18 protein-coding genes are annotated in these 15,140 nt (G+C 55.5%); all 18 read right to left on the bottom strand.

What is annotated here, in order from left to right; genetic code table 11:
- Positions 1–19 precede the first annotated feature (19 nt).
- Positions 20–1,279, bottom strand: a complete 1,260-nt coding sequence (locus GXX57_08425) for an HD domain-containing protein (protein HHV44671.1) — start codon at positions 1,277–1,279, stop codon at positions 20–22.
- A 151-nt stretch (positions 1,280–1,430) separates the two neighbouring features.
- Entirely contained in the window at positions 1,431–1,589 is a 159-nt protein-coding gene (locus GXX57_08420; protein ID HHV44670.1) for a hypothetical protein, read from the bottom strand.
- A gap of 63 nt (positions 1,590–1,652) precedes the next feature.
- Positions 1,653–2,336, bottom strand: a complete 684-nt coding sequence (locus tag GXX57_08415) for a thiamine diphosphokinase (GenBank protein ID HHV44669.1) — start codon at positions 2,334–2,336, stop codon at positions 1,653–1,655.
- Positions 2,337–2,456: 120 nt separating this feature from the next.
- Positions 2,457–3,167: a type II secretion system F family protein gene (locus tag GXX57_08410; protein HHV44668.1), complete on the bottom strand. Its 711-nt coding sequence runs from the start codon at positions 3,165–3,167 to the stop codon at positions 2,457–2,459.
- Positions 3,168–3,365: 198 nt separating this feature from the next.
- Entirely contained in the window at positions 3,366–4,148 is a 783-nt protein-coding gene (locus GXX57_08405; GenBank protein HHV44667.1) for a hypothetical protein, read from the bottom strand.
- Entirely contained in the window at positions 4,145–5,281 is a 1,137-nt protein-coding gene (locus tag GXX57_08400) for a CpaF family protein (GenBank protein HHV44666.1), read from the bottom strand. Before GXX57_08400 ends, GXX57_08405 begins: the two co-directional genes overlap by 4 nt.
- 827 nt (positions 5,282–6,108) lie before the next feature.
- On the bottom strand, positions 6,109–7,278 hold the full coding sequence (locus tag GXX57_08395; GenBank protein HHV44665.1) for a hypothetical protein: 1,170 nt from the start codon (positions 7,276–7,278) through the stop codon (positions 6,109–6,111).
- A gap of 18 nt (positions 7,279–7,296) precedes the next feature.
- On the bottom strand, positions 7,297–8,154 hold the full coding sequence (gene cpaB / locus GXX57_08390; GenBank protein HHV44664.1) for a Flp pilus assembly protein CpaB: 858 nt from the start codon (positions 8,152–8,154) through the stop codon (positions 7,297–7,299).
- On the bottom strand, positions 8,144–8,764 hold the full coding sequence (locus GXX57_08385) for a hypothetical protein (GenBank protein ID HHV44663.1): 621 nt from the start codon (positions 8,762–8,764) through the stop codon (positions 8,144–8,146). The genes cpaB and GXX57_08385 overlap by 11 nt, the downstream gene beginning before the upstream one ends.
- 30 nt (positions 8,765–8,794) lie before the next feature.
- The gene (locus tag GXX57_08380) at positions 8,795–9,181 is read right to left on the bottom strand and encodes a hypothetical protein (GenBank protein ID HHV44662.1); all 387 of its coding nucleotides are present in this window, start codon (positions 9,179–9,181) and stop codon (positions 8,795–8,797) included.
- 16 nt (positions 9,182–9,197) lie between these two features.
- Positions 9,198–9,878: a hypothetical protein gene (locus GXX57_08375; protein ID HHV44661.1), complete on the bottom strand. Its 681-nt coding sequence runs from the start codon at positions 9,876–9,878 to the stop codon at positions 9,198–9,200.
- A gap of 40 nt (positions 9,879–9,918) precedes the next feature.
- Positions 9,919–10,296: a hypothetical protein gene (locus tag GXX57_08370; GenBank protein ID HHV44660.1), complete on the bottom strand. Its 378-nt coding sequence runs from the start codon at positions 10,294–10,296 to the stop codon at positions 9,919–9,921.
- Positions 10,297–10,302: 6 nt separating this feature from the next.
- On the bottom strand, positions 10,303–10,779 hold the full coding sequence (locus GXX57_08365; GenBank protein ID HHV44659.1) for a prepilin peptidase: 477 nt from the start codon (positions 10,777–10,779) through the stop codon (positions 10,303–10,305).
- Positions 10,780–10,896: 117 nt separating this feature from the next.
- On the bottom strand, positions 10,897–11,067 hold the full coding sequence (locus tag GXX57_08360; GenBank protein ID HHV44658.1) for a Flp family type IVb pilin: 171 nt from the start codon (positions 11,065–11,067) through the stop codon (positions 10,897–10,899).
- A gap of 69 nt (positions 11,068–11,136) precedes the next feature.
- The gene (locus tag GXX57_08355) at positions 11,137–11,316 is read right to left on the bottom strand and encodes a hypothetical protein (protein ID HHV44657.1); all 180 of its coding nucleotides are present in this window, start codon (positions 11,314–11,316) and stop codon (positions 11,137–11,139) included.
- 178 nt (positions 11,317–11,494) lie between these two features.
- The gene (locus tag GXX57_08350) at positions 11,495–12,154 is read right to left on the bottom strand and encodes a ribulose-phosphate 3-epimerase (GenBank protein HHV44656.1); all 660 of its coding nucleotides are present in this window, start codon (positions 12,152–12,154) and stop codon (positions 11,495–11,497) included.
- Between the two features lie 11 nt (positions 12,155–12,165).
- Positions 12,166–13,047 carry a ribosome small subunit-dependent GTPase A gene (gene rsgA, locus GXX57_08345; GenBank protein ID HHV44655.1) on the bottom strand — a complete coding sequence of 294 codons (882 nt, stop codon included), beginning with the start codon at positions 13,045–13,047 and terminating at the stop codon, positions 12,166–12,168.
- 34 nt (positions 13,048–13,081) lie between these two features.
- On the bottom strand, positions 13,082–15,103 hold the full coding sequence (pknB, locus tag GXX57_08340) for a Stk1 family PASTA domain-containing Ser/Thr kinase (protein HHV44654.1): 2,022 nt from the start codon (positions 15,101–15,103) through the stop codon (positions 13,082–13,084).
- Positions 15,104–15,140: the final 37 nt, after the last annotated feature.

The raw sequence follows: 15,140 nt of genomic DNA, 5'->3' as shown, positions 1-15,140 counted from the left end.
GCTGGCAATCTCCAACAGACTAACGAAAATGATACTCACTGGGAAGGCTGAAAAGGGATTCACAGATCTTGTGTACCCGATGTCGATGCTCCGCTGGAGCGAAGACGTAAAAACGCCATAGGTTTTCATACTGTCGTTCCAACAAAGAGATCTCCTCCGATTCCACAAAACCCCGCTGATTCAAAGGTCTCAGTCCAGCGGCGGAATTGACCAACACCGCCGTCTCCTGCAACAAGGTACGGGGTGGGCAGTAGATGATCACCTCATCCTCCTCCAAACCCACCGCTTGGGCAATCTCCCTTTCGGTAGTCCGCCGGCTCCCCGTCGGTGCCGCGTACTGGCCGATCAGTTGCTCTTGAACCGGTGCCGCGGTGGCCCGGGATATCACATAGGCCCGCTTCAAAAGATCCCGCCGGGTCAACCTTTCAATAAGCCTGACCACCCCTGGCATCCGTCGGGCACCACCCCGCTGCTTCAAGTAATCGAAAAGCTGCCAATCACCAAGATGATACAAATCTTCCACCGGCACCTCTGCCATTTCCAAAGCCTTAGAAAGCATAGCTCCGGCCACCACTTTGGTGTGGTGATAGTACAACCGTTCAGTTAGCACGTAGCGCATCCGTAACAGATGCAGGATTTCCGTACGGATATCCGGGCGATCCATCCCGTGCTTTTCCATATTGATGGCCAGATGCCCCTGGCAGACGATAAAATGATCCATAATCCGCTGATCATAGGTCTGGGAAAGCCCCGAATAGTACGCGTCGCGCCGGAGGTAATCCAATAGGTCCGCATCTAGGGTACTGGAAACGACCTCCCCTAACCATGGGGCAAAATGGGTGGTTTCCCTGAGCAAGATGGCCAACACATCCTCGAGCAAGCCAAGCTTCGCCAGCAGTTCTCCCAGCTCCCCTGTCTGCAAGAAGGGCACCAGCCGGCCTTTGGAATCGTGCCGGGGAAAAATGGGGCGCTCATCCTCAAAGGTATGGCCGAAGGGAATGTGGGAAACATCATGGACGAGGGCAGCCATCCGGACCAGTCTTATCTCCTCTGGGGCGATGACAGCACCATTCCTGCCGAGGGCATCCAAGATCCTTTGGGCCATGGCCAAGGTCCCCAAGCAGTGTTCGAAGCGAGTGTGCATACACCCAGGGTAGACCAAATAGGCCATGCCCAGCTGTTTGATGCGTCGCAAACGCTGCATGACAGCAGTGTCTAACACCTGGATTTCTTCGTGGTTAAGGTAGATATCCCCATGGACCGGGTCCCGAAAAATCATCGCCTCACCTTCCCCAAGTTCATTCCCCTATCGTGCAAGACATGAATCTATACCGCACATTTCCCCGGAATAAAGGCAAAGCGTTTCATCCCAGGTGGGACGAAACGCTCCTGCTTGCCTATCACGGATTTGCTCAGGCACAGACTCAGTGTTAGTCTTCCTTCTTGCCAAACAACTTACCAAGAAATCCCTTTTTCTTCTTCTCCGGCTCTACCTGCTTCAACAGTGGAGGAAACTCTGCACCACAATTCTTGCATGTGGTTTCCCAGTTTGCGTTTTCTGCACCGCAGTCCTTACACTGTTTTGGCACTTCCCTTCCCCCTTCCATGTATTAATAACTCTAATCGATCCTGTCAAAGCTATACCTTTGACTCTAATTGTCATCCCGTAAATTCTGCACAATCAATAAGTCGCCACTACCTACCGTCACCTCAGCCTCAGCTTCTACAAAGAAGTTGCTAATACCAAGGGTTTCTCCCTGATGCAATGAAGCATTCTGCAGGGGATAGCCCAATCCCTTAGTGGACACCCCGGTGACCAGCGGAGACAGCGGCACCAACGAAAGAAGCTGTCCGGGCCGACCCTGGATGACGCACTTTCTCTCCGCCAACTGACAACACTGGATCTCATCCATCAGATATCCCTTCTTCCCAGCTTGGCGGATGGTAAATAACAATCCCACGTTGGCCAACACATGATCCAGACGTCCCTGCAGCGGCCCCAGCAGGATGATCTTTGCCGGGGGCAACCCAAGGGCGTACTCCACAGCCAGGTGGCTATCGGTTTTGTCCTTCTCCACCGGATGGCGAATAATCTCCACACCCTGAGCACGCAATCGCTCCAATTCATCCTTCGCCAGGGAATCGAAATCACCAATCAATACCGTGGGGCGAAAGCCCAACCTCGTAGCGATGGTCGCTCCTCCGTCGGCAGCTATGATATATTCCGCCCCTTCTAAAAGTTGTTGGTAAAACTCCGGATCCGTCACCGAACCACTGGTCAAAACTACCGCATAGCCCATTTCCACACCCACACAATCCACAACATGCAAAAACAACCGACTCTTTCGACCTCCCTGTCGGGCCCACAGTCCCCGGGTGTTCAAGGTCGTGTGATGTTACGGAGGACCATGGACTTAATAATAAGTTCCACATTTCTACTAAAATACCTTCCGATTTCAGCCAATCAAAAAGCCGTTTATCAAGATTGGACCGAAAAATATGATGAAAATCGCAGGGAAAATGAAAAACAGCAGGGGAAATAGCATTTTCACCGGCGCTCGCATGGCTAATCCCTCCACCTGCTGAATACGACGAATCCTCGTTTGGTCCGCCAGCATCCTCATCACCGTACCGATGCTAGTACCTAACCGGTCCGCCTGCATCATGGTCAAGCAAAAGGAATCTATTTCGGGACTTTTTAACCGGGCTGCAAAGTCCTTCAAGGCTTGGTAGCGGGACTTCCCCGACCGCATATCCTGCAAGAGGACGATGAACTCGTCTCGTAAGGGTCCGGCATGACTGCTTTCGATGTACCGGGACAGGGCACTGTCGAAGCCAAGGCCCGCCTCACCACAGATGGTCAGCAAATCCAGAGCAAAGGGCAGACTCCTGGAAATCTCATATCGGCGGCGACGAGCCCGCATCCGCAGCCACAGTCGCAATCCCAACCAGGTGGCCAGCAGTGTGCAAAGAACCACCAGGACATTGGTGGTGACTGCTAAGGCAACACCTACCAGCAAAAGGATCAGCAAAAGCCCCAGGCCTAAGTATTGCTCCAAATCTAGAAAGCCCCCGGCCATGTTCAACAGTTCCTGACACTCCTTAAGGTAACCCGGGGGCAAAAAGGGCCGACTAATCCGGCCCAATCTTCCCAAGAACTCCCGCAAGAATAGAGCACCTTTTGCTTTTCTGGACCTGTCTAAGGACCCCCGCTGCAGGGCCAAGAGCCTGCGAGTCCGTGGCTCTTCGGGGAGCAAACTTGCTATCAGAAAAAAGACAGCTAAACCAAAGAAACTACCTACCAGAAAAACCATGGAAACCGCGACAAAAATCGCCGTAACCCTCCTTTTCATCCCAGCCTGATTCTAGAATTCCACAGCACAGATCTTCCAGACCAAAAGGGCCCCGATCCCTTGCATGATGGCCCCCACCACCAACAACAGCCGACCCGGACTGGTAAGTAGCAGGGGGGCCACAAATTCGGGGGCAGCCACCATAAGAAATACTAACAGGACAATGGGCATAAGGGAGATAATGAGCCCCGTGAGGCGACCTTGGCTGGTCATGGCCCGCACTTTGCCGATTAAACGTTTCCGTTCATTGATAGTTTCTGCGATCCGTTCTAAGGCCAAAGCCAAGTTGCCTCCTGTCACCTGCTGCACCAAGATGGCGGTCACCGCCAGCTCCACATCGGGTCCCCCCACTGCGGCAGAAAAGCGGCGCATAGCCTTAGGCAACTCCACTCCCAGTTCCAATTCATGGGCCAAGACCCGGATCTCCGCCCCCAAGGGATCCGCGATCTCCCGCCCCATCATATCCAAGGCCTGGCGGAGGCTGAATCCCGCCTTAAGGCCATTGGCCAGAAGCAGCAGGGCGTCGGCCAATTGGTTTTCCATGGCCCGCTGACGTCGCCGGTGGGCATGGGCGGCGTATCCCTTGCTACCCACCACAGCTCCACAACCCAAAACCAGCGCCAACCCAGGACCCGCAACCAAAGCCGTAAAGAGCAACAGTCCTCCCAGGCCAACGTAGAACCAATTGGTCTTGGACCCATTTACCCAACGCCAAACCACGGCCACCAGGGACGACCCCATGAAGGCCGAAAAGAAGACGACGATGAAGACCAGCCCGGACATAATCCAGATCATCTTCCCATCTCCCGATTGGACTGCGCCCCAACGGTTTGGGTTACCCCAACTTCCTCGATGCAAATCTCCCCCTCTTGGATCCCCGCAATCCTCCCTACGCTCAAAACCCGGCGGGAACCGTCGGGCATACGCCCCGTATGGACGATCAAGTCTATGGCGGAGGCAATCTGACTGCGGATGGCCCGCAAGGGTAAATCCACGTTGGCCATGAGGACCATGGTTTCCAACCGAGCGATGGCGTCCTTGGGGGAGTTGGCGTGGATGGTGCTCAAGGATCCCTTGTGACCGGTATTCATCGCCTGGAGCATATCCAAGGCCTCACCGCCCCGCACCTCCCCCACAATGATCCGATCGGGACGCATCCGCAGGGCATTGCGCACTAGATCCCGGATGGTAACCTCCCCTTTGCCCTCAATGTTGGGCGGCCGAGCCTCTAGACGAATCACGTGGTTTTGTTTCAGTCTCAATTCCGCCGCATCCTCGATGGTGATAATCCGCTCATCTTTCCCGATAAAATCCGAAAGAACATTGAGCAAGGTGGTCTTTCCCGAGCCGGTCCCTCCGGAGATGACAATGTTCTTTCGGTCCGCTACCGCCTTAGCGAGCAATTGGCCCGTTTGTCGATCCAGCATTCCCCTATCAATCAGATCCTCCAGGGTAAAGGGGACCACCGCAAACTTGCGGATAGTGACTGTAGGATAGTCCACCGCCAAGGGAGGAATCACCGCATTTACTCGGGAACCATCGGGCAGGCGAGCATCCACCATGGGCGAGCTTTCGTCGATCCGGCGCCCCAGGGGAGCCAGGATCCGTTCCAGGATCTGCAACACCTGGGCATCATTGATGAAGGTACGATCCGTAAGCTGGATCCTACCCCCTCTTTCCACGTAAACCCGATCCGCTCCGTTGACCATGATCTCTGTGATCTCCGGATCCTGCAAGAATTCCTCCAGATGTCCCAACCCCAGCACTTCGTCGGCGATCTCTTTCACCAGGGTAAGGCGTAGGTTTCGCATCGCCTTCAGTTCGTTGTAGCCTGAGAGAATGTCCGCGATATGAGTTTCCACCTGTCGGCGAAGATTCGCGTCCTGATCCAGGGTCAAATCCAGTTTGCGGACATCGATTCGTTCCATCAACTGCTGGTGCACTTCCAATTTGATCTGCCGCAGGCCCTGCTTATCCAGCCGGTGCCCAGTCAGCTCTTCGGCACGACGACCCCTTTTCGGTCGTCTAATCTTCTTCCACAAACGTCCAAGGGACGAAGGTGACGGTGGCTGGCCCCCCAGCAGTTTTCCATCGTGGACCATCTGCCACAGTCTGTCTGCCATTTCGTGCAGGACCATCCACGGCTCCTCCGGTGGAATCAAGCCAAAGACATCACCACCGGTCAATTCCTTGATCCGGCCTAGGGGAACCTCCCCAGGGAAGAATCTGTTCAGGACAATGTGGAATTGCTCCCATAGATACTGCAACTGCTGCAACCGTTTCCGCCAGGTAACAAGGTGGTGCAGCGCCAGCACATCGCCGGTGGTGACCAGCAAAGTCACCTGAGTACTGTCCAACGCGGCGCTGGTCAGCTCATTCAAGTTGCTGCCACAATCCAAAACCACCACATCGGCAAAGGAAGTCAACTGCCTGACCAGTTCCGCCACATCGGCCCCATAGCCCCACTTGGTGCCACCAATGGGGGCTGCAAGCACCTGTAGACCGCTTTCATGAAGCTCCAAGTAGGGTTCAATGTTGGGCTTGTCCCCCCGGTGCCGTTCCTTCAGCCATTCCTCCAGGGAAGACTGGATCGGAGTGTCCAAGAAAAGGTGGATGTCACCGCCGGACCGCCAATTGAGATCACAGAGCACTGTGTTTTTCCCCGCCAAGGCATAGACCTGGGCCAAACGGGCAGCAAGGAAGGTACAACCGACGCCGCCCTTCACACCCACCACTCCCACAACCAGAGCCTTGTTCAAGATTCTCCTCCCTCCTCCCACCCCTTGCCTTTGGGAAAGGCGGAAAGCAGAATCATCAGTTCGGTCCTCTTCTTTTCCACCGAGGATGTCCTGAAGAGTGAACCGAAAATGGGCAGACTCCCTAAAAGGGGGATCTTGTCCGCGCGTTTGATCTCCTCCTGGATGTACAAGCCTCCCAATACCAAGGTCTCCTGGGGCAGCATCCGAACCTCCGTATACAAGCGTCGGGTCCGTAGAGCTGGAATCACCCCTTGGGTGGTGTGCACTCCGTTCTCCCAATCGAGGGAGCTAACCTCCGGTGCAATGGCAATGACGATGGCGTCCTTTTCCATGGTGGCCGTAACCTCCAAGGAAACACCATAGTCCCGCCACTGGATCTGTATACTTTCGCGGTTTTCCAAGGGGATGGGCACCTGACCACCGGCCAGAAACCGAGCGGGTTTACCACTGGTAACCAACAACATGGGGTTCGCGAGCACCCGAGCCTCCCCAGTCTGTTCCAAAAGCTCGATCCTATTAATCAATGCACTAAGCTGGGCCACCGTTCCCACATTCAGCAGTCCGAATTGGTCAGCGGTGATGGTCCGCTGCCAATCGACCCCGAGGGTACGCAAAGTCCCTTCGTTGAGTTCAACAATATACGTAAGGAGCTGAATCTGACTGGTATCATCAGGAATCTCCGGTTCAGGTTCCGACAACTGAATGAGATTGGCCACGTCGGTAAAAAGCTGCCTGGTAAGCAACTCCGCGGCCTCCCGCTGGGCTGTGGTTGTGGTCTCCCCTTCCAAAACCGCCACCGGGCCCACCTGGCGCAGGTCAATCCCCCACCGGTGTAACTGGCTACTTACTTCATCGAACCAGTGATCCGGCGGCGGCTCTGATCCATCGGTTACCTCCACTGTATACTCCAGGATGTCTTCCCCATCCCAGACCAGGATATTGGTCCTACCGGCACTTTTCCCATTCACCAAGAATTGGGTAGCACTGATCAGTTGCACATCGGCCACCCGGGGATTGCCCACGGCCACCCTGCTGAGCATGTTTCCCGAGATCACCACCGAACTGTCCACCGGTACTGAAATCACTTCGCTAGCTTCGGCAAGACAAAGACTTGCCAGTGTCAGACAGAAAAGAACAACCATGCAGATCTTTGCAAGTTTTCGCATCTGGCTATCCCCTCCTTGCTAATTGAGGTTCCGAATCTGGACCTCTGTTCCTCGAATAATCTCCCCTTGCAGACCAGTGGAAAGATTAGACTCCAGACTGCTTTCCCGGGGCCAACCGATCCCCTGAAGTAGGTTGGTCCATTCCGTCCCCAAAGAACCCGCTTCCTTCTCAAAGGAAAGGCCCCAACGGGCCAAGACTTCCCTCAACTCCACGGGGTCTGTGGACGTTTCGTCGTCGGGCCCCAGTTGGGAACAAAGGACTAAACGCAGACTACTGTAGTCTTCGAAGAGGGCCAAAAGCTGTGCCTCTTCGGGAGACACCCCCAGGGTGACGGTGGTCCGTCCAGAAGTGACGGACGTGGCTCCCGGATCCAGGGAGCCCTGTACGGCCATCACCGGTACCTTCTGGAGCACCCGAATACTTGTGGGACCCGGCAAGCTATTACCCGTAACCACACCGATCACATCCACGTAATCACCCGGCCGCAATAGCCCAGCTTGGGAGCTCCGCTCATCCACCGCCAAAGTGAGGGCATACGTGGCACTGGGCAACCTTTGGGCCAGCGTTTTCCCTGTGTTGATATGCTCCCAAAGCAAAAGGCTGCCAGTAGCGAGATCTGTCAAGGTGGTCCGGCCCAGGACCTGGGACACTTCAGTAATTGCATTGGCGGGAATGTGCTCCTCGGCCATGGATATGGAGGCCAGCATATCCGCCGTAAGCTGCGTCCCCTTCGAAATTGACCTAGCCGCCACAATCACTTGGCCGGTCTCGGTGCTGACCACCCTTTCCTCCAGGGCATGGAGATGATGAAGCGCAAACAAGGTGGCTAAAATGGCCAACAGGAGGGAAAGAAGAATGCGGTGTCTATGGGGCATAGCTCATCACCCCTGTATCCACTGGTTCCGAAGTGCCGGCAATATGCCGGTAGTACAACACCTGGACGTAAGTGACCGGGTCGACTCCCTCGTCGATGAGAATAAAGATCCCCTGGGACGGGCGAAAGAAGGACAGCACCTGCAGGGAAGTTCCTCCTTCGTAATAACGCTGGTGGTGAAGGGGCCACCAGCCACCGTTACCCAAAGCCTGCTGGTAAAACCCTCTCACCTGGGCTGGAGCCATGGGCACTGTGTAGACAAAGGTATCCACCATTTCCTCGTGCTCCGCCGCCCGCAAAAAAGCGATAAGCTGACTATTCATAGGTGTCGGTACCTCGAGGATCACCTCTGCTGGCGCCGAAGTCTGCGCCACCAAAGCAAACTCGAGGCCATCCCGATGGGGCCGGCCCAGCAGCCTTAGCTGGTCTAAGTCAAGGGCCTGGGAAGACCAAGCCATAAGGCCCCTTAGGGCTTGGGGGGAATCGAGAGTTCCCGTGAGCAGACAGACACTTTTTGTGCCGTCGCCATAAAAGAAGGATTGGCCGCCGGCAGCTTGGGCAGGACCCAAAACCAACAGGGCCAACACCAAACAAAACCCAATAACACGCAATCCTCTCACACTCCTCCATTGGATTTGCCGTTAATTCTCCCCGGGTATCCGGGGAATCAACTGCTGACCCATGGTCACCCTGGCCGTCAGGGTGTGCTCTCTTTGGCGAAAGGGTTCCAGGTTAAACAGAGCCGGTACGAGGCACTCCACCGATAAAGTCACCAGGTTACCGTCCCGTTCCACGGTGATCTCCCCGATGCGACTGGGGGCAATGCCGTTTTCCAACAGGAGATCCCGGGCTTCAAAGACCCCGTCCCCACCGGTAGCGGCCACCAAAGCCCCATGGTGGGCCGCCATGTACATAATCTGCTTGGTATGGTAAATCAGGCCGATTTGGGCCGTGGCAAGAAGGAGCCCCACCAAAAGCGGCAGCAGCACCGCCGCTTCGATGAGGGCTTGTCCCTGTTGACGGTCCATCGGGGCACCCCACTTTCTAATACAGATTGGGTGCGAGGGCAGCCTGATACCCGGGAATGAAGGACTTAATCAGGTCGAGATCCATGCCCTCCCAGATCACCACACCTTTCCCGTGGGCAAGCATCGGTGCCCCTTGCCATTGGGCAACAAAACGGCCCCCCAGCTTCGTGGCTAAATCCCGGGGGTTCTTGGAAGCCATGAACCCCACGTAACGTTTGTTCTCCCCTTCCTGCAGCGACACATCCAGATAACCGAGGGGAGCCTTTTGCAGGTTCATTTCCGGCAGTAGCGTCGGAAGGGCCAAGTCTGCCCCACTGATTAGGGCGGCAGCTTCCCCCAGGGCCACGCTCAGGGCCGGAGTGGTGGTCACCGCCACTTCCTGGGCCACATGGGCCCCCCGGGTCAAGGCGGCGCTTAGCCCCTCAGTGATGGGAACCATCAAAGTACCCCCTACCAGGATAACGTTTGCGATGGCCACCGTATTCAACCCGTCGGCCAAGACCGCCGCGGCCGTGTGGGCACCGGCATCCGCGGCGATCTGGGCCTGCATCCGTGCCAAAGTCAGCTCCCCCGTATGAATGACCGCCGCGGCACACATCACCACTACACACAACACCAGGGCCATCAGGATCCCCGCTTGCCCCTGTTCCTGGCGGAACAACCCTAAACTCCATAGTCTGGGTTTCCGTTTCTTCATGACGAACCTCCTTTGGAATCAAACCGACTTCCAGAAGCACCTAGTTGTCTTTAGGACTACAAGAAAACCGGTATTTCGTCTGATACAGCACGCCGGGCATCCACCGCAAAAAGCGAGGGAAGTTTACATAACGGGCGAGGGTACCGTGTCCGGTGACCTGGCCGTTCTCCACCGAGACATCCAGGATACCTCCACCACGGAACACCAAAAGGTGCAGAGCCGTATACAGGCTCTGGGCATAGAATGGATCACCACCGCTTACCGCGGCTTCCCGCACCGCCTTGAAAGTCAGGTACCGATGAACCAAACCGTCATTAAAGAGCACACAGAGGTAAATCAGGCCAAGGACTACCAAAAGCAACACTGGGAGGACGATGGCCGTCTCCAATAGCACTTGACCCGCTTCATCCCGCAGCAAAATCCATCACCCCCGCGGCAGCAAAGATATCCCCAAAGCCAGCAACGTTCCGCCGCTGATGGCAATTCCGTAGGGTAGGGTAAGGCAAGTTCCACGATACTGCCGGCCGCTAAGTAACCATTGAAGAAAGGAAATTAGTTTCCGGTGGCGGACTAACAGTAGCAAAGCCCACAACCCGCCGATCCCTGCGGACAGAACCATGGCAAGAACAGCAAACTCCACTCCCTTGAGGGCACCGACGGCCCCCATCAGTTTTACGTCTCCGCCGCCCATGCCCCCCATCAAAAAGGCCAGATATAAAGGCAAGGAGGCGGCAATACATCCGTAAAGGGAAGACAGAAAACCCGGCCAACGGCCATAGATTCCGTTCACCAGAAGACCGAAGCCAATCAACGGCAGGGTAACCCAGTTATAGATCCGGTTGTACCGGTAATCGGTGTAGCTACAGACCAGCAGCCCGCAAACCAAAGCAATATTCACCATCTTTGGGACCCTCCAACGCGAACGAGGACGGCCAGGGTTTACCAGCCCTGGCCATATTCCTCATTTCTCTTTGATGCCGGAAAGCCTCCTCACTCCCACTGGGAGTCTGTTAGTTTGTTATGGTGTACCTGCGATTTCCTGCGCCAGTTCGTTGAACTTGGCACTGATGCTGCTACCAATCGCCCGCACAGCAGCGATGGTCACCACCGCAATCAGCGCGGTGAGTAAACCGTACTCTGCCATGCTTTGCCCTGTTTCGTCCCTTAACAGCTTCTTTACAGGCTTCATTCCACACCTCCTTACTTTCCGCTACAGATGTTCCTCTTCACCTCCCTTTTTCACCGCCCAATACGCCACTTACGTAAGCTGGAGCAGAAGATACAGTTTTTGGAAGTAACGATCAAGGGCTTGGGTAAACTGCTGATTGACCAGGAGCAATGCCAGCGCCAGCACAGCAGCCAAGAGGGCAAACTCCGCTGCCGCTTGGCCCCGTTCCCCCTTAAATCTCTTCCACCTCCCTCCAGGACGGCTGTCCACTGTTCAATCGATGGGTTTGCGTCCGAGGCTATTATACCCTACCTTGATTTTCGTAAGCAATTACTGAACCACTTGTTAATCGTCACTGCACCAAATTAGCAGTAAAAAACGTCCCCTTCGGGACGTTTTTTTGATGCTTGCTCCAATTCTCAAAAAATCCATGGGATAAATCCAGTATTTATTTACCCATCTTATCCAACGTGGACCGTAGTTCTTCCACCGCCGCAGCAGGATCTTGAGTACCATAGACGTAAGAGCCCACCACGAAAATATCCGCACCGGCTTTGTACACCGGCGGTGCCGTCTCCAGGCTAATTCCCCCATCCACCGAGATGTGGGTGGTAAGACCCCGTCGGGTGAGCTCCTCCCGTAGCCGGGCTACCTTATCCAAGCACTGGGGGATGAATTCCTGGCCGCCAAAGCCGGGATTTACAGTCATAATTAACACCAGATCCAACATATCCAAGACCCATTCGATGCTGGTCAGCGGGGTTGATGGATTTAACGCCACACCACACCCCATCCCTAATTCCTTAATACGCATCAAGGTCCGGTGCAGATGGACACAGGCCTCCACATGGACGGTGACAAAATTGGCCCCCGCCTCGGCCAAAGGTTCCAGCAACACATCGCAGTTATTCACCATCAGATGGCAATCCAAATCCAGCGGGGTCACTTTCCGTAAAGCCTTAACCACCGGGGGACCGAAGGTCAAGTTCGGCACAAAGGACCCGTCCATGATATCCACATGGATTAGATCCGCATTGTCCACTTTCGCCACTTCTTCGGCCAAACGGGCGAAATCAGCACTAAGGATTGAAGGTGCTATTTTAAACAATCCTCACTACCTCATTTCCATTGTTCATCCATGATCACTTCCAATTCCTCCAGGAAGGTCAAATACTGGTCATAACGCCACGCGGGAATTTCCCCCTGGGCCACCGCCTCTTTGATGGCACAATCCGGTTCGTCCCGGTGACGACAATCGGCGTAATAGCAGTTGGAAAGATAACGGCTGAAGAAAAAGCTATCCAGCTCCACAGGCTCGATCCCGGAAAGGGAGATCCGGGTAAAACCTGGGGTATCGGCGATGAAACCACCCTTTGGCAAGGGATACAAGACAACCTCCCGGGTGGTGTGGCGTCCCCGCCGCAAGCGGTGGCTCACATCACCCTCTTCCTGGATCCGCTCTCCCAAAAGGCGATTAAACAATGCTGACTTGCCCACCCCTGAATCTCCCGCCAATACGGCGATGGACCCGGAAAGCAACGCTGTCAACTCGTCAATCCCGTCCCCCCTCACGGCACTGGTCCGCACACACTTGTACCCCTCCCGGGCATAGGCTTCGATATACTGGGCCAGTTGGGGGGACTCCTCGGCCAGGTCCACCTTATTCCAACAGATAATACATTCCAGATCCTGCTGATGGGCAGCCAACAGAAGACGGTCCAGCAACACCAAATTCACCGCCGGATAGGCCACAGAATTGACCACCACCAAGACATCGGCGTTGGCCACCGGCGGACGGACAAGTTCCCGGGTCCGGGGCAACACCTGCTCCACAACTACCTCGGTGGGGGTGGTGGCACGGACATACACCCGATCACCCACCAAGACTCGCTGGTGTTCCCGTTTGATCTTTCCCGGGACAAGGCAACGGAGCACCTCGCCCGTCTCGGTCTGCACGTCGCAAAACCCGCCTACTGTCCTAATTACAATCCCCGGTTGCATCCTCAGCCTCCCATGCTCTCCATACCTGATTCTCCTATCTGAGATATTCCTCTAAGATCAACCAACCACCCACGTAAACCTGCACCCGTACCTCAGGACCATAGCCCACTGCCTCCCGCACAATGGTCTCGCCACCGTCCACCAACTCTTGCATCACCTGCCGGATACCTACCTTGGTATCGTCCACCACCAAAACCAGGACTTCCTGGGGCGGACCATCGGGTACCCGGATAGTGATTGTAGCCCGTTTTAGACCATCGGGGGTGGGCTCGACCGGTGCCGTTGGTGGTTCTTCTGGTTCGGACTCTGCCTCTTCCTTCGAAGCCGGCGGAGGTTCAACGGTATCAGGAATTTCCGCCTTGGTCTCGGGTCGCATCCGCGGCCCATGGCTATATACCACATCCACGGTGGTACCTTGGGGGACTTCCGCTTCGGGTCGGGGATTTTGATCAATAATTAGCCCCTCGGGCACATCATCGGAAAAATCAGGGAAACGATTCCCCATGGCCAATCCCCGTTGGAGCAACTCCTGCTCCGCTTGATCCAAAGACAAGCGGCGTAGATCCGGTACCACCACCGTTGTTGTCTTGTGGCGGACCGCGATCACCACATCAATGCTGCTACCCTCGGGAACACTGCCGGACATGGGTTCCTGGGAAAGGATTTGGTCCACCTCCACATCGTCGCTGGCCTCTTCCTCCAGAACCCGCACCTTTAGTCCCCGTTCATCCAGCAACAAAGCCGCATCCCGCAGGGACAAACCCACCACCGTGGGCACTTCCACCAAGCGGGGGCCACGGCTGACCACCAACTCCACGGTGCGATGCTTCTTCACGATCCTGCTGCCCCGGGGATCCTGGGAGATCACCCATCCTTCAGGCACTTCCAGACTGTGGACCCGCTGATCAATACTGGGCTTCAAACCCGCCTGCTGTAAAACTTCGCTGGCCTCTTCCACCGGCATCCCTCGCACGTCGGGTACGGGAACATCGGGCGGAAAGATCATCTTCCGGGCCTGTAATAGGCCTACCCAGGACAAGCCGGCAAAGAGAATCAAGATGAGAAAAGTCCACAGGAACTTGCGCCCCCAAGACCCACGCCGCGGCTTCTTTTGCTCCGGAACCACCTCTGTGGGTTGCAGCTCTCCGTTGCCCACTGCCGGCACCAACTTAGTCGTTTCCAGGGAACTGGTATCTTCGAGATCTTCGTCACTCTCTTCGGTATTATCAAAACCAGTAGCCATGAGTCCCGTCTCCCAGATCGCCTGTAACAGCTGTCCGGCGTTGGCAAAACGATCCTTCGGATCCTTGGCCATGGCCTTCTTCACGATCAAGGCCACTTTCGCGGGCAAATCCGGTCGCAACGATTCGATAGCGGGCGGCTCTTCTCGCAAATGCTTCAAAGCAATACTCACCGGTGTTTCCCCCTCGAAGGGCAAGTGACCGGTAAACATCTCATACATGACCACACCCAAAGAGTACAGATCCGCCGCGCCGCTGATTTGACCTCCGCTCACCTGTTCCGGGGAGGAATAATGGACCGAACCCAATACGAAGCCGGTCTGGGTCAGGGTGGAACTGCTCACCGCCCGGGCAATACCGAAATCAGTCACTTTGATCCGACCGTCCCGGGTCAGCACAATATTATGGGGTTTGATATCCCGGTGTACGATCTTATGGGCATGGGCGTGCTCCAAGGCCTTGGCGATCTCAGCGGCAACCCAGAGTCCTTGGCCCACGGAAAGCTTCCCCCGCTGCTTAATAAGGGTCTTCAGATCCGTACCCGCCAAGTACTCCATCACTAAATAGTAGATACCATCCTCTTCACCCACATCATAAATGTTCACCACATTAGGATGGGAAAGACTGGCCGCGGCTTGGGCCTCAAGGCGAAAACGCCGGACAAAATCCTCGTCCTTGGCATAGTTCTCCCGCAGTACCTTCACCGCCACAGGACGACACAATAACCGGTCCTGGCCAAGGTAGACAATAGCCATTCCGCCGGCGCCGATTTCACTTTCGATCTCGTATCTTTGGGCAAGGACTCTTCCCAGCAATTCTTCCACCCCTCACAGCAACTATTATACAACAAAT

The sequence above is a fragment of the Bacillota bacterium genome, assembly GCA_012839765.1.
Lineage (GTDB): Bacteria > Bacillota > Limnochordia > DUMW01 > DUMW01 > DUMW01.
This window is presented reverse-complemented; position numbering and strand designations above follow the sequence as displayed.

What these genes read in the sequence shown, in the direction of transcription:
- GXX57_08425 (HHV44671.1), bottom strand. Translation starts at nt 1,279, where the DNA reads ATGATTTTTCGGGACCCGGTCCATGGGGATATCTACCTTAACCACGAA.
- GXX57_08405 (HHV44667.1), bottom strand. Translation starts at nt 4,148, where the DNA reads ATGATCTGGATTATGTCCGGGCTGGTCTTCATCGTCGTCTTCTTTTCG.
- GXX57_08400 (HHV44666.1), bottom strand. Translation starts at nt 5,281, where the DNA reads ATGGAACGAATCGATGTCCGCAAACTGGATTTGACCCTGGATCAGGAC.
- GXX57_08395 (HHV44665.1), bottom strand. Translation starts at nt 7,278, where the DNA reads ATGCGAAAACTTGCAAAGATCTGCATGGTTGTTCTTTTCTGTCTGACA.
- cpaB (HHV44664.1), bottom strand. Translation starts at nt 8,154, where the DNA reads ATGCCCCATAGACACCGCATTCTTCTTTCCCTCCTGTTGGCCATTTTA.
- GXX57_08380 (HHV44662.1), bottom strand. Translation starts at nt 9,181, where the DNA reads ATGGACCGTCAACAGGGACAAGCCCTCATCGAAGCGGCGGTGCTGCTG.
- GXX57_08375 (HHV44661.1), bottom strand. Translation starts at nt 9,878, where the DNA reads ATGAAGAAACGGAAACCCAGACTATGGAGTTTAGGGTTGTTCCGCCAG.
- GXX57_08365 (HHV44659.1), bottom strand. Translation starts at nt 10,779, where the DNA reads ATGGTGAATATTGCTTTGGTTTGCGGGCTGCTGGTCTGTAGCTACACC.
- GXX57_08360 (HHV44658.1), bottom strand. Translation starts at nt 11,067, where the DNA reads ATGAAGCCTGTAAAGAAGCTGTTAAGGGACGAAACAGGGCAAAGCATG.
- rsgA (HHV44655.1), bottom strand. Translation starts at nt 13,047, where the DNA reads ATGCAACCGGGGATTGTAATTAGGACAGTAGGCGGGTTTTGCGACGTG.